Here is a 13,661-nt window from a genome sequence, read left to right on the forward strand (position 1 = left end):
GACGTCGGACCGGCCCGCCGCCGTCCGGTCAGCCGCCGTCCGGCGTTCCGTCGGCGAGCAACAGACGGGCGGCGGCCAGCACCTCCGGGTCGGCGCAGCCGGCCGCGTACCCGGCGATCCGGCGGCGGATGTCGCGCCCGAGCAACCATCCCCCGATCCGCTCGGCGACCGGGCGCAGGAACGCCGGGCGGCAGCGGAAGTTGTACCGCCACGTCGCGATCGTGGTGCCGGGCTCCGGGCCGGGCGCGAAGCGCCACCCGCCGCCGAACCGCTCGAAGAACCACGGTCCGCGCACCATCTTCATGCCGACGTTCGTCGGTGGTGACCAGGAGACGTACTCACTGACCATGACCAGCCCGTGCCGGGAGCGGGTGAACGTGCGCACGCCTCGGCCGGGTCGCGTCGCGCCGTCGACGAAGTGCTGCTCGCGGACGAACGGGTCCCAGCGGTACCGCACCGGGGCGGTGGTCTGGGAGACGGCGAACGCCAGCTCCGGCGGAACCGGGACCGTGGTGACCGCTTCGACGACAGGCATCAGCGCCTCGGGGTGACTGCGGCCAGCAGCTCCGGCTGCCGGTGATCGAGTGTGTCCCCCGCCATGTACGCGCCGAGCAGCGCCGCGCCTGCGCCGTACGCCAGGCCGACCGGCAGCGCCAGCCAGAGCCACACGTCGCCGAGCAGCGCGGCGGCCACCACGAACGGCACCGCCGCCACCGCCGAGACGACCATGGAGACGAGGGTGAGCAGTCCCTTGGTGAAGCTCGCGCCGCTGTTCATGGCGAACGGGTTGCTCGACTCGGGCAGCGAGTAGGCGCCGAGCACCGACACGAACCCGTTGATCGCCAGCCCGCAGCCGTAGGACGCGAACAGGGCCCCGACCATCACCCCGAGCCATCCGGGGCGCCCGAGCGCGACCGCCAGCACGACCGCGATCACGACGAGCATCGGCACCACGTAGAGCGAGAACGCGGCCATCCGGGCCCGCAGCTCCACCCGTCCGGGCACACCAGCGACCACGTTCGCGGCGTAGGAGCTGCCGTCGAAGCCGAACTGGTTGGCGAGTGTCACCGACGCGAGCACCCCGACGAAGAGCATGGAGATGCTGACCAGCACCGGCGACGAGTCGGCGGCGGTCCCGCCGAACGCCGCCCCGTCGTCGGTGCTGAACGAGAAGCCGCCGAGGTTCACCATCACCGGCACGAACACGCCGACCACGGCGATCGTGATCAGGTTGGCCCGCCGCCGGGCGTCCCGCCACCAGTAGCGGCACTCGCGGGCGACGAGCGCCCCGAACCGGCCCCGCCGGGCCCAGCCCACCGCGCGGGGGAAGAGTTGCGCCACCGCGCCACCGGCCACGCCGCGCGGTGCCCGCGCCGGGCCGCTGCTCGCCGTGCCCACCATCGCCGACTCCAGCGACCGGGACCACCAGAACAGGAGTACGCCGAGCGTCGCGAGCGCGATCAGCAGCTTCACCACCGCCGTGCCGGCCCGGCCCTGTGCCACGTCCACACCGGCCGTCCACGGCGCGCCGAACGGCGTCCAGCCGACCACCCGGGCCACACCGTCCAGCCGGTCCCAGTCGGTCTGCCGTACCGCCGCGAGCACCAGCAACTGCAACGGCCCGAGCAGCGCGGCCAGCACCGCCAGCAGCACGGCGGCCAGGTCGCGTACCCGGCGGGACCGCAGCATGGTGGCGAACGCGCTGGTCAGCGCGCGGGCGCCGGCCAGGCAGACGAACAGCCCGACGACCACGCCGAGCGCGCCGACCAGGGCGGCCGACCATCCACCCAGCGCACCGGCGGTGACCACCAGCCCGGCCGCCGCGATCACCGTCGCCAGGGCCGGCACGCTGACCAGCGCGGCGGCGAGCAGGCCGGTGACCAGGGTGCGGCGGGACAGCGGCAGCAGCGCGAACCGGGCCGGGTCGAGCGTCTCGTCCACGCCGAAGAAGACGAGCGGCAGGAGCAGCCAGCCGAGCGTCAGCAGGCCACCGCCGAAGGCGGCGACCATCAGCGCGTACCGGGACTCGCCGGCCAGCCCCGGCGCGGCGAGCAGGAAGAACCCGACGGCGGCGAACCAGAGCCCGAACAGCAGGCCGAGGACGAACAGCGCGATCCGCCAGTTCTGGCCCCGGAAGTTGTTGGCGAGCACCCGCAGCTTGAGCCGGACGAAGTGCCGGGGCGACACGCGCCGGGCCGGACGTTCGGGCACGGTCACCGGGACAGCCACGACAGCTCCTCGCCGGTCGCGGTCCGGCCGCCGACCACCTCCACGAAGACGTCCTCCAGCGACCGGTCGCCGCGCACCTCGGCGAGCGTGCCCACCCGCTTGATCCGGCCCTCGGCCAGGATCGCCACGTGTGAGCAGAGCCGCTCGACCACCTCCATCACGTGGCTGGAGAAGATCACCGTGCCGCCACCGCTGACGTACCGGTGCAGGATGTCGCGGATCAGCGCCGCCGAGACCGGGTCGACCGCCTCGAACGGCTCGTCCAGCACCAGCAGGCGCGGACCGTGCAGCAGCGCGCAGGCCAGCCCGATCTTCTTCTTCATGCCGGCCGAGTAGTCGACCACGAGCGTGCGGCCGGCGTCGGAGAGCGCCAGCACGTCGAGCAGCTCCGCGGCCCGCTGATCGACCACCGCCGGGTCCATGCCGCGCAGCAGACCGTGGTAGGCCAGCAGCTCCGCCCCGCTCAGCCGGTCGAAGAGGCGTACGCCGTCCGGCATCACACCGAGCAGGCGCTTGGCGCGTACCGGGTCGGCCCAGACGTCGTACCCGAGCACCCGCGCCTCACCGGCGTCGGGCCGCAGCAGGCCGACGGCCATGGAGAGCGTGGTCGTCTTGCCCGCGCCGTTCGGACCGAGCAGGCCGTAGAACGAGCCGGTCGGCACGGCGAGGTCGACGCCCGCCACCGCGACCTTGGTGTCGAACTGCTTGGCCAGACCGCGAAGGGAGAGCGCCGGGTGCTGATCGGTCATGGTCCGACCGTATCCGGCCCCGGCCAACCGCTGCTCGGGCGGCAGGGTGATCTCGCGTCATTTCTGAGAGGTACGAGTCGCATCGCCGCTCCGCACCGCCTGCCCTACAACCGCAGCGACTCCGGGGTGTGCAGGCGGAGCATGGTGGCGCCGACGTCGCGCGGGAGCCGCCGCCGGCTCGCCATCGAGACGACCACCATGACCGTGAACGCCAGCGGCACCGTCCACGCGGCCGGCTGGCTGGTCAGCGTCGCCGGCCACCCGGTCAGCGGCGGGCCGAGCACGGTGAGCAGCACCGCCCCGATCGCCGCGCCGCCGCCGACCAGCACCCCGGCGGCGGCGCCCAGGTCGGTCAGGCCGCGCCACCAGATGCCGAGCACCAGCAGCGGGCAGAAGCTCGACGCGGCCACCGCGAACGCCAGCCCCACCACCTGCGACACGTCGAGCCCGGAGACGTTCAGGGAGAGCACCGCCGGCACCGCCCCGGCGATCACCGTGGCGAGCCGGAAACCGCGTACCGAGCCGCGTCCCAGCACGTCCGTGGAGATCACTCCGGCCACGCTGGTGAGCAGGCCGGACGAGGTGGACAGGAAGGCCGCGAACGCGCCGGCGGCGACGAGCGCGGCGAGCAGCCGGCCGGTGGTGCCGTCACCGAGCGCCGCCTCGGGCAGCAGCACCACCACCGCGTCGGTCTGGCCGCTCACCAGCAGTTGCGGGGTGTAGACGCGGCCCAGCACGCCGTAGACGGTGGGCAGCAGGTAGAAGACGCCGACGAGCGCCAGCACCACGAGCGTGGTGCGGCGGGCGGCGGCGCCGTCGGGGTTGGTGTAGAAGCGGACCAGCACGTGCGGCAGACCCATCGTGCCGAGGAACGTGGCCAGGATCAGCGAGTACGTGGCGAACAGCCCTCGGTCGTCCTCGCCCGCGGTGTCCGGCAGCAGCCATTCGGCGGCGCCGTTCGCCGCGCCGGTCACCTCCGGCACCGGGTCGCCGGCGGCGAATTCGATGCGGTCGCCGGGGCGTACCTCCCGGATGTCGCCGTCGGGCAGGGTGAGCGTCGCGCGGTGCTCGACCACCACTGTGGTCGCGGTCCGGAACGTCGGCCCGTCGGGCGGGGTCACCGCCGGGCGGGCGTCGGCCTGCCACTGCAACGCCAGGAAGATCGCGGGTACGGCGAGCGCGGTGAGCTTCAGCCAGTACTGGAACGCCTGCACGAACGTGATCGCCCGCATGCCGCCCAGCGCCACGTTGGCGGTCACCACCACGGCGACGAGCAGCGCACCGAGCGGGTACGGCGAGCCGGTGAGCGTGGCGAGCGTCAGCCCGGCGCCCTGCAACTGCGGCACCAGGTAGAGCCACCCGATGAAGATCACGAAGACGGTGGCGAGCGTGCGCAGCCGGCGCGAGCCGAGCCGCACCTCGCAGAAGTCGGGCAGCGTGAACGCGCCGGAGCGGCGCAGCGGCGCGGCCACGAACAGCAGCAGCGCCAGGTATCCGGCGGCGAAGCCGACCGGGTACCAGAGCACGTCCACGCCGTACTTGAGGATCAGCCCGGCGACGCCGAGGAAGCTCGCCGCCGACAGGTACTCCCCGCCGATCGCGGCCGCGTTCCAGGTCGGGCTCACCGACCGGGAGGCGACCAGGAAGTCCGAGGTGGTCCGGGCCAGCCGCAGCCCGTAGAAGCCGATGCCGACGGTGACCAGTGTGACGGCGACGATCGCCGGTACCACGTAGTCGTTCGACATCAGCGTTCCGGCCGTCGGATCAGGTCGACGAAGTCCTGCTCGTTGCGTTCGGCCAGCCGCACGTACGCCCAGCCCACCACGATCAGGAACGGGAACGAGACCACGCCGAGCAGCAGCCACGGCAGGTTGACGCCGAGCACGGTGACCCGGCCGACGGTGGGCGCGATGGCGAACAGCCAGGGCAGGCCGCCGAGCCCGATCAGCACCAGCAGGCTGAGCCGCAGCGCCAGCGAGAGCTGGGCGCGCATCAGCCCACGTACGAGCGTCTCGCCGACCGGGGTCTGCTGGGTCAGCTCCGAGCGGGCGCGATCGGCCGGGCTGCCCACCCTGGAGACCTCGGCCAGCACGATCCGCGTCCGCTTCGGCGCGGCGGCCGGCTGCGGCCCGCTTTCCGGCCTGCTGCCCGGCTCGCGGAGGCCGGGCGTGCGGGACGCGCGCGGGCCCGGAACCGGGGCGGCCTCGGCGGCCCGGCCCGAAGGGTGCTGTTCCTCGGCTCCGGTCACCCCCGGCAGTCTCGCCCGCTCAGCGGGAATGTCAAGAGCACAATTCCGAGCCCTGTGCACAACCTGTGGATAACGCTTCACGGTTGTGGATAACCCGGTGGATGGCGCGGAGTCGTTGTGGACGACCGGACGGGATGTCAGCATGCTGGACGGTCGACGACCTCCAGGATCTCCCCGAGGACGGCCAGGACTACGAGATCTCCTGAACGCCCCCGGAACCTTCCCGCCGTCCTGTGAGTGGACAGGTGGGGAGAGGGGGTGACGGTGCCCGACGGTGATCTCATCGCGGAGCTGTACGCGGGGTCCTTCCGCCGGCTGGTGGTCCAGCTTTACGCGGTGACCGGTGACCTGAGCGAGGCTCAGGAGGCGGTCCAGGAGGCGTTCACCAAGGCGCTGGTCGCGCCCGGGAGGTTCGCCCGGCTCGAGAATCCGGAGGCGTGGCTGCGGCGGGTCGCGGTGAACGTCGCTGCGGTCCGTGGCCCACTCCCGCCGACGTCGGTCCGGTGTCCTGGGCGCCACCGCCCTGGTGGTGCTGGCGGCCCTGGTCGCCCCGCCGCTGGCGAGCCGGTCCGCGCAGTTCGGATCGTCGGATCCACCCGGGCCGAACCTGCCGGGCAAGGCCGGCGACTTCACGTTGACCGGCCCGACCTCCGGGGTGGACGTACGGGTCGAGACGTGCGTGTTGCGCTTCGCCCGGACCGCCGACGGGGGCCGGACCTGGACCGACTGGGACGATGCGCGTTACCGGGCCGCCGACTGCGAGCCCGGTCCGGCCCGCAGCGCGACGAGCCTGGACTACGCCGTCCTGAGCGACCGCACCTATCTGGTCCACGACGAGAGTCCGTCGGCTCTCCACCGACTACGGCCGCACCTGGCGGGACGCCGAGCAGGCGATCACCGCCGTACGGGCCTTCCCGCCCGCCGCCCGGCCCATCCCGCGCGGACTGGCGTCGCCGGCCGTGACCGAGCCGCTCGCGGTGGACCCGTCGACGGGGGACGTCTACCGGCTCAGCGGGCAGCCGCCGTCACCACTGGCGTTCTCCGGCGTCTACCCCGCGTCGGACGGCAGCATCTGGACCACGTACGGGAGCAACGGAACGACGGTCGGGGCCCGTAGCGCCGACCGGGGAGTGACCTGGACGACCTGGACGCCGGCCCCGGGGAAGACGGTTCTGGCGCTGGCCGGGGTGGACCGGCGGGTGGGCTACCAGATCGCCGCGGACGCGGACGGCGCGGTGACGCTGGAGCGGACCCAGGACGGCGGGACGACCTGGTCCACCACGGTCACCGGGCTGCCGGAGGTGGCGCACTGGGATCTGACAGTGGGATCGGACGGATCCCTGCTGGCCGTCACCCAGACCGGTGCGGGCGACGACCGGGTCGCGGAGGTGCGGGTCAGCCGCGACGACGGCCGGAGCCTCGCCGTGGCCCGGGCGGGCGGCATGCCGGTCGCCTCGGTGAGTGTCGCGCCGGGCTACGCGTGGCTGTTCGGCCGGAACGACGGGCGGGACGGGGAGGCGGACCATCTGGTCCTCACGCCTGACGCGCGGGTCTGGTCGCGGATCCCGCTGGCGTCCTCCTGACCGTGCCGGGGCGGGACCGTTCCGGCCCGCCCCGACCACCGGTCAGTCCAGGCCTACCCGTACCGGGTTCGCGGTCGCCGAGCCGAGCCAGGTGTGCGGGTTGCCGAACCAGCACCAGCCGAGCTTCGGCGCCCCCTGGCTGATCCACAGCGCCGGCACCCGCCGGTCGCCGCAGCGCGACCCGACAAGCGAGAAGCACCTGTTGCTCGCCAGCGCGGCGGGGTGCAGCGTGACGAAGGCCAGTCCCTCGTCGATGGTGAGCGGCAGCCGGTCCTTCGCGGTCATGTCCTCCAGCGCGGCCGACGGCGGCACGTTGCGGTACTCCTCGCCCCGGTCCACGTCGAACAGCAGGTACGCGGGACCGGCCGGCACCTCCAGCTCCTTGATCGGGTGGAACGCCGGCAGGTCGTCGGCGGGAAAGTTCCGGTCGAGGACGCCGGTCTTGCGCTTGCCGGCGAGCGTGGTGAGCGCGATGCGCTCCGGTGCCGGCACCAGTTCCCGCGTGGTCACCAGCAGGAACGGCACGCGCGCGTCGGTTGGGGCGGCCAGCCCGGCGGCACCGGTGACGGCCGCGTCGCGCAGTGGGCTGAGCAGCGCGCGGAACTCGTCCTCGGTCTGTCCGGCCAGCGCCGGGTAGCCGAGCTGTACGAGGCGGTCGAGCTGACTGTCGAATTCGGCGGCGGCGTCGAAGCGGGCGTCGGACATGCGGTCCCCCATGCTGTCGTACGGTCTGCCGTACAGTGTACGGCAGGGCGCCGCAGCGACAAGCCGACGACATGCCGTCGGCACCCCGTCCCTCAGCGGCTCCAGTCCTGCTTCGCGGCGCGGACCAGCTTGTCCTTCAACTCCCGGGTGTGCCGGCGGCTCACCGGCAGCTCCGATCCGTCGATCACCACCACGTAGCCGGAGTTGACCAGCCGCAGCTCGGCGATGAGCCGCAACTGCACCAGATAGGAGCGGTGGATCCGGACGAAGCCGGCATCGGCCCAGCGCTCGGCCAGCGTGGCCAGCGAGACCCGGACCAGGTGCGACCCCTCCGCCGTGTGCAGCCGCGCATAGTCACCCTGTGCCTCCACCCACCGCACCGCCGAGCGGGGCAGCATCCGGGTGGTGCCGGCCAGCTCGATCGGGATGGTCGGATCCTCCTCCGCCCTGGCCAGCGCGGCCGGATGCGAGGGCACCACCCGGGAACCGATCACCCGGCGCAGCGACTCGGCCAGCCGCTCGGCGCGGACCGGCTTGCGCACGTAGTCGGTGGCGCCCAGATCGAACGCGTCCACCGCGCCGTCGTCGTACGCGGTGACGAAAACGATCGCCGGTGGCCGGGCGAAGCGGCGCAGCACCCGGGCCAGCTCCATGCCGTCCAGCCCTGGCATCCGGATGTCGAGGAACACGACGTCCACGTCGTCGTCGCGGAGCACGCGTAGCGCCTCGGTCGCGTCGCCGGCCGTGTGCAGCCGGGCCACCCGGGGGTCGGCGCGCAGGTGGTACGCCAGCTCGTCCAGCGCGGGCGGCTCGTCGTCCACCGCCAGCACCCGCAGGAACCCGGTGCCGGTGACGGTCATGACGACACCCGTACCCCGGGGTGGAACTTCGGTACGCGCATGCTGACCTTCGTACCCGAACCCAGCCCGGTCTCCACGACCAGGCCGAAACCGTTCCCGAAGACCGACCGGAGCCGTTCGTCGACGTTCGAGAGGCCGACGTGCTGCCCCGGGTCGTCGGCCGGGTCGCCGGCCGCGCCGGAGACCTCGGCGATGCCTGCGGTGAGCGTCGTCGGATCCATCCCCACCCCGTCGTCCTCCACCGTGATGTGACACTCCGCGCCCGCGTCCCGGGCCTCGATGCTCACCATGCCGGTGCCCGGCTTGCGGGACAACCCGTGCCGGACGGCGTTCTCCACGAGCGGCTGGAGGCAGAGGAACGGCAGCGTCACCGGCAGCACCTCGGGCGCGATCTGGAGGCGCACCTGGAGCCGCTCGCCGAAGCGTGCCCGCTCGATCGTCAGGTAGCGGTCGATCGAGCGCAGCTCCTCGGCGAGCGTGGTGAACTCGCCGTGCGCCCGGAACGAGTAGCGGGTGAACTCGGCGAACTCCAGGATCAGCTCCCGGGCCCGCTCCGGGTCGGTGCGCACGAACGAGCCGATCGCGGTGAGCGCGTTGTAGATGAAGTGCGGGCTGATCTGGGCGCGCAGCGCGCGTACCTCGGCCCGGGCCAGCCGCTCCCGCGACGACTCCAGTTCGGCCAGCGCGAGCTGGTCACCGGCCCAGTGCGCGGTCTCCAGCGTCGCCTGCACCAGACCCGGCGCCGGCCGCTCGTCGGCCACCGCCACCAGCGCGCCGACCACCCGGCCGTCCGCGCGCAGCGGCGCCACCACCGCGCCGCGTACCGGGCAGTCGACCAGGTCGCAGTGCAGCTCGGAGTCGCCAAGCACCGTGGAGCGCCCGCTGTCGGCCGCCCGCCGGGCCGCCGCGACCAGTTGGTCGCCGTGGTGCGCCCCCTGCCCGTCGATCGCGAGCAACGCGTCCCGGTCCGTGAGCGCCAGCCCGGCCGCACCCACCAGGGCCCGCAGATGGCGTACGGCCTTCGCCGCGTCCGCCGCGGTCAGGCCGGCCCGCAGCGGCTCGGCGGCGAGCCCGGCGGTGTGCAGCACCTCGTACGTGGCCCGCTGGGTGGCGGTGGCGATGCCCCGCCGACCGCGCAGGCGCAGCACCGCCCAGAGCGCCGCGGCCAACGCGGTGACCAGCGAGACGACGGCCAAGACGGCGGAGAGGTTGCCACCCACGCAGCGATCCTGCCGGGTGTCGGCCCGGTAGCGCTAGTACGCGCCCTTGCGGGCCAGCACCACGCCGACGGTCCGCCACAGGATGCTCAGGTCGTACGCCAGCGACCAGTTGTCGACGTAGTAGAGGTCGAGCCGGACCGCCTCGTCCCAGGAAAGGTCGGAGCGGCCGGAGACCTGCCACAGACCCGTCATGCCCGGTCGGACCAGCAGCCGGCGCCGGACGTCGCCGAGGAAGTCGCCGTCGTCGGCGGGCAACGGGCGCGGGCCGACCAGCGACATCTCGCCCCAGAGCACATTGATCAACTGGGGCAGTTCGTCGAGCGACGTGGCCCGTAGGAAGCGGCCCACCGGGAAGACCCGGGGGTCCTGCTTCATCTTGAACAGCATGCCGTCGGTCTCGTTCCGGTCGACCAGGCCGGCCAGCCGCTCCTCGGCGTCGACGTACATGGTCCGGAACTTCCAGACCCGGAACGTCCGCCCCTCGTGCCCCACCCGGGGCTGACGGAAGAAGACCGGCCCGGGGTCGGAGATGCGGATGGCGAGGCCGATGGCGAGGAAGAGCGGGACCAGCAGCAGCAGGCCCAGCCCGGCGGCGACCCGGTCCATCAGGTTCTTGGCCAGCAGCGCCGGCCCGGACAGGGTCGGCTCCTCGACGTGCAGCAGCGGCAGGCCCTCGATCGGGCGGATGTGCACCCGGGGACCGGCGATGTCGGTGAGCTGGGGCGCGACCACCAGGTCGACGCCGGAGCCCTCCAGTTGCCAGGCCAGCCGGCGCAGCTCGCCCGGCTCGGCACTGGCCGAGCCGCAGACCGCGATGGTGTCGCCGCCCACCTCACGCACCAGGGCCAGCACGTCGCGGCCCGCGTACACCGGCACCGGGGTCTCCAGGCCGCGCGCGGCGGCGTATCCGTCGGTGAGGTGGATGGCCACCGGCACCAGACCGACGGACGGGTTCCGGGTGACAGTGGTGTAGACCTCCAGGCACTCCGGAAGCGTGCCGATGAGCACCATCCGGTGCCCGGCGTGGCCGGCGCGGCGGCGCAGCGCGTGCAGGAAGGCCCGGGCGATCATGCGGCCGAGCAGGATCAGCAACAGGGCGCCGAGCAGCGCGAAGCCGACCGTCCACCGGGACAGCGAGTAGGTCTTCGTGGCGAAGGCGATGAACGAGACCGCCGCCGCCACCGCGACGCCGGCCCGGATCACCCGTTTGAACTCGTCCGGGCCGAGCCCCAGGTAGCGCCGGTCGTAGGCCCGGTTGCCCCAGAGGAAGAGCAGCCAGCCGAGCGGCAGCAGCACGAACGCCACGGTGTAGAACCAGACCTGCGGCGAGTTGCGGAAGCCGGAGTCGGCCTGCTCGAAGATCTGCACGGCCAGGAAGCTGGCCAGGGCCGCCGCGCCGAAGTCGAGCAGCAGCAGGAACACGATGTAGGGCCGGTGCCACCGGGACACCCGGCGCCGGGCGCGGGCCCACGCCGACCGGGGCACGCCGTTGTGCGACGGCGGAGTCGGCGGCTGGATCTCAAAGCTGTCGACGTGCCGCACGCTCTTGCTCCGGCCTCTTTCGGTTACCGGGCGCTGGAGGCTTGTCGTCACCTCAACCCATGTCCTCCCGCATGACCCGCGTCCTCACTCGGCGTGAGGGCCCGGGTCGCTCACCGTCCCAGTCTCCCACGCGGGCCCGGCCCGGACCGGCCCCGCGAGGAAGCCGCTCCGCTGGTGCTCGGTGAGATCTGGCCGGCTCCGAATCAGTTGTGAAGCCGGGGACCGAGCCACTATACCGATGGATGACGGCTCGGGTAGAGGGGCGGACCGGACCTTGGGTGATCGCGGGTCGATTCCGCTCGGTAACCGGCGAATGCCATCACTCACCGTACGAGGCGGGACAACCTTCGGTCAGCCAGCGGCTTGCCGTCGGTCTGACAGGTGGGGCAGTACTGGAGGCTCGAATCGGCGAACGAGACCTCCCGCACGGTGTCGCCGCAGACCGGACACGGCAGTCCCTTGCGGGCGTGCACCTTCAGGCCCGAACGCTTCTCACCCTTCAGCTCCGCGGCCCCCTGTCCCATCGACCGGCGCACCGCGTCAGCCAGGACCGTGCGCGTCGCCGCGTGCAGACCGGCGAGCTGGTCATCGGTGAGCCGGTCGGTGATCGCGAACGGCGAGAGCCGCGCCGCGTGCAGGATCTCGTCCGAGTACGCGTTCCCGACGCCGGCCAGCACCGACTGGTCGGTCAGCACGCCCTTCACCTGGCCCCGGCGGCTGCGCAGCCGCTCGGCGAAGGTCGGCAGGTCCGCCTCCAGCGCGTCCGGCCCGAGCTTCGACACGCCCGGCACCTGCGCCGGATCGGTGACCAGGTAGGCGGCCAGCTTCTTCTGGGTGCCCGCCTCGGTCAGGTCGAAGCCGGAGCCGTCGTCGAGGCGTACCCGCACCGCGATCGGGCCCTTGCCGGGTCGCAGCGGGGTCGCCGACGGGAACGCCTCCCGGTAGTGCAGCCAGCCCGCCCGGGCCAGGTGGATCACCAGGTGCAGTCCCTCGTCGAACCGGACGTCCAGGAACTTGCCGTGCCGGCCCGTGCCGGTGACCGTCCGGCCGGTGACCGCGCTCGGCGGCGGGTCGTACGTCTTCAGCGCACTGATCGCGGTGACCTCGAACCGCTCGACGCGGCGGCCCACCGCACGCTCACGCAGATAACCGGCGAGCGCTTCCACCTCCGGTAGTTCGGGCATCGTCCAACGGTAGCCTTCTTTCCCGTGAGAATCGTGGTGGCGCACAACCGGTACCGGGAAGCCCAGCCCTCCGGCGAGAACACCATCGTCGACGCGGAGATCGCCCAGCTCACCGCCGCCGGTGTGGAGGTGCTGCCGTTCCTGCGCAGCTCCGACGAGATCCCGTCGATGTCCAAGCCGGCCAAGGCGCTGCTGCCGATCTCGCCGATCTGGGCCCCGAAGGCCCAGCACGACCTCGACCGCCTGCTCACCGAGCACCGGCCGGACGTGTTGCACCTGCACAACCCGTACCCCCTGCTCTCGCCCTGGGTGGTGCGGACCGCGCACAAGCGCGGCGTGCCGGTGGTGCAGACCGTGCACAACTACCGGCAGGTCTGCTCCTCGGGTCTCTACTTCCGCGACGGCGTGATCTGCCAGGACTGCCGGGGCCGGACGCTCGGCGTGCCGGCGATCGTGCACCGCTGCTACCGCAACTCCCGGGCGCAGAGCGCGCTGATGGCGACCACGCTGGCCGTGCACCGCCCCACCTGGAAGTCGGTGGACCGGTTCATCGCGCTCACCACGGCGGTCGCCGACCACCTGCGCGACTACGGCATCCCGGACGAGCGGATCGTGGTCAAGCCGAACGCGGTGCCCGATCCGGGCACCCCGTCGCCGGCCGGGAACGGCTTCCTGTTCATGGGCCGGCTCAGCCCGGAGAAGGGCCTGGACCTGCTGCTCTCGGCGTGGCGGCGGCACCCGGTGGGCGCGCTCGGCCCGCTGCGCATCGCCGGTGACGGCGAGCTGCGTCCGCTCGCCGAGGCGGCCGCCGCCGAACGGCCCGACGTGCTCTACCTGGGCCAGCTCGACCGCTCCGGGGTACGCGCGGCGCTGGCCGACAGCTCCGTGGTGCTGGCCACCTCCACCTGGCACGACGTGCTGCCCACCGTGATCATCGAGGCGCTGGCTGCCGGGCGGCCGGTGCTCGGGACCGCGCTCGGCGGCATCCCGTACCTGGTGGGCGCGGACGGGCCGAGGGAGCCCGCCGGCACCGGCCCGGCCGTGGTGGCCACCTCGGCGCCGGGCGACGGGCGGGTCGCGTTGCCCTCCGGGGTGCAGCGCGGCGAGGCCGGCTGGGTGGTCGCGCCCGAGGTCGAGGCGCTCGCCGCCGCCCTGCCGCTGGCCGCCGCCGAGGCGCCCGCGCTGGCCCCAGCGGCTCGAAGCCGCTACGAGCGCACCTTCCACCCCGACGTGATCACCAAGCGCCTGATCGACGTCTACGCGGGCTTGCAGAGGCACTCCTGACGCAATTCGATCACCTTGCGTTACTGGTAGGTGCGCCCCTGCGTCGGTCACCATCTG

13 protein-coding genes are annotated in these 13,661 nt (G+C 73.0%); 3 read left to right on the plus strand and 10 right to left on the minus strand.

What is annotated here, in order from left to right:
• Window positions 1-28 precede the first annotated feature (28 nt).
• The 5 genes from ACFYON_RS18565 to ACFYON_RS18585 all read right to left on the minus strand — a co-directional run bounded on the left by ACFYON_RS18565 (window position 29) and on the right by ACFYON_RS18585 (window position 5,073).
• Complete coding sequence (locus ACFYON_RS18565; RefSeq protein WP_354866626.1) at window positions 29-535, minus strand: SRPBCC family protein; 507 nt, start codon at window positions 533-535, stop codon at window positions 29-31.
• The gene (locus ACFYON_RS18570; RefSeq protein WP_354866628.1) at window positions 535-2,229 is read right to left on the minus strand and encodes an ABC transporter permease; all 1,695 of its coding nucleotides are present in this window, start codon (window positions 2,227-2,229) and stop codon (window positions 535-537) included. Before ACFYON_RS18570 ends, ACFYON_RS18565 begins: the two co-directional genes overlap by 1 nt.
• Window positions 2,214-2,978 carry an ABC transporter ATP-binding protein gene (locus tag ACFYON_RS18575; protein ID WP_354866630.1) on the minus strand — a complete coding sequence of 255 codons (765 nt, stop codon included), beginning with the start codon at window positions 2,976-2,978 and terminating at the stop codon, window positions 2,214-2,216. Before ACFYON_RS18575 ends, ACFYON_RS18570 begins: the two co-directional genes overlap by 16 nt.
• 104 nt (window positions 2,979-3,082) lie before the next feature.
• Window positions 3,083-4,723: a cation acetate symporter gene (locus ACFYON_RS18580; protein ID WP_354866632.1), complete on the minus strand. Its 1,641-nt coding sequence runs from the start codon at window positions 4,721-4,723 to the stop codon at window positions 3,083-3,085.
• Complete coding sequence (locus tag ACFYON_RS18585; RefSeq protein ID WP_354866788.1) at window positions 4,723-5,073, minus strand: hypothetical protein; 351 nt, start codon at window positions 5,071-5,073, stop codon at window positions 4,723-4,725. The genes ACFYON_RS18580 and ACFYON_RS18585 overlap by 1 nt, the downstream gene beginning before the upstream one ends.
• 471 nt (window positions 5,074-5,544) lie before the next feature.
• On the opposite strand from ACFYON_RS18585, the gene ACFYON_RS18590 reads away from it, so the two are divergent.
• The gene (locus tag ACFYON_RS18590; RefSeq protein ID WP_354866790.1) at window positions 5,545-6,189 is read left to right on the plus strand and encodes a sigma factor; all 645 of its coding nucleotides are present in this window, start codon (window positions 5,545-5,547) and stop codon (window positions 6,187-6,189) included.
• A complete protein-coding gene (locus ACFYON_RS18595; protein ID WP_354866634.1) occupies window positions 6,186-6,809 on the plus strand; it encodes a hypothetical protein in 624 nt (207 codons plus the stop codon). The genes ACFYON_RS18590 and ACFYON_RS18595 overlap by 4 nt, the downstream gene beginning before the upstream one ends.
• 42 nt (window positions 6,810-6,851) lie before the next feature.
• Here ACFYON_RS18595 and ACFYON_RS18600 read toward each other — a convergent pair whose 3' ends face one another.
• The 5 genes from ACFYON_RS18600 to ACFYON_RS18620 all read right to left on the minus strand — a co-directional run bounded on the left by ACFYON_RS18600 (window position 6,852) and on the right by ACFYON_RS18620 (window position 12,320).
• Entirely contained in the window at window positions 6,852-7,526 is a 675-nt protein-coding gene (locus tag ACFYON_RS18600; RefSeq protein ID WP_354866636.1) for a DUF5701 family protein, read from the minus strand.
• 80 nt (window positions 7,527-7,606) lie between these two features.
• On the minus strand, window positions 7,607-8,374 hold the full coding sequence (locus ACFYON_RS18605; RefSeq protein ID WP_013289288.1) for a LytTR family DNA-binding domain-containing protein: 768 nt from the start codon (window positions 8,372-8,374) through the stop codon (window positions 7,607-7,609).
• Entirely contained in the window at window positions 8,371-9,594 is a 1,224-nt protein-coding gene (locus tag ACFYON_RS18610; RefSeq protein WP_354866638.1) for a histidine kinase, read from the minus strand. Before ACFYON_RS18610 ends, ACFYON_RS18605 begins: the two co-directional genes overlap by 4 nt.
• Before the next feature lie 33 nt (window positions 9,595-9,627).
• Window positions 9,628-11,136 (minus strand): sugar transferase, encoded by a 1,509-nt coding sequence (locus ACFYON_RS18615; protein WP_354866640.1) that lies wholly within the window; start codon window positions 11,134-11,136, stop codon window positions 9,628-9,630.
• 323 nt (window positions 11,137-11,459) lie between these two features.
• Window positions 11,460-12,320 (minus strand): DNA-formamidopyrimidine glycosylase family protein, encoded by an 861-nt coding sequence (locus ACFYON_RS18620; protein ID WP_355093752.1) that lies wholly within the window; start codon window positions 12,318-12,320, stop codon window positions 11,460-11,462.
• A 24-nt stretch (window positions 12,321-12,344) separates the two neighbouring features.
• Between ACFYON_RS18620 and ACFYON_RS18625 the strand changes: the two genes are divergently transcribed.
• Window positions 12,345-13,604: a glycosyltransferase family 4 protein gene (locus ACFYON_RS18625; protein WP_355093754.1), complete on the plus strand. Its 1,260-nt coding sequence runs from the start codon at window positions 12,345-12,347 to the stop codon at window positions 13,602-13,604.
• Window positions 13,605-13,661: the final 57 nt, after the last annotated feature.

This window comes from Micromonospora sp. NPDC005686 (genome assembly GCF_042871665.1).
Classification (GTDB): Bacteria; Actinomycetota; Actinomycetes; order Mycobacteriales; family Micromonosporaceae; genus Micromonospora.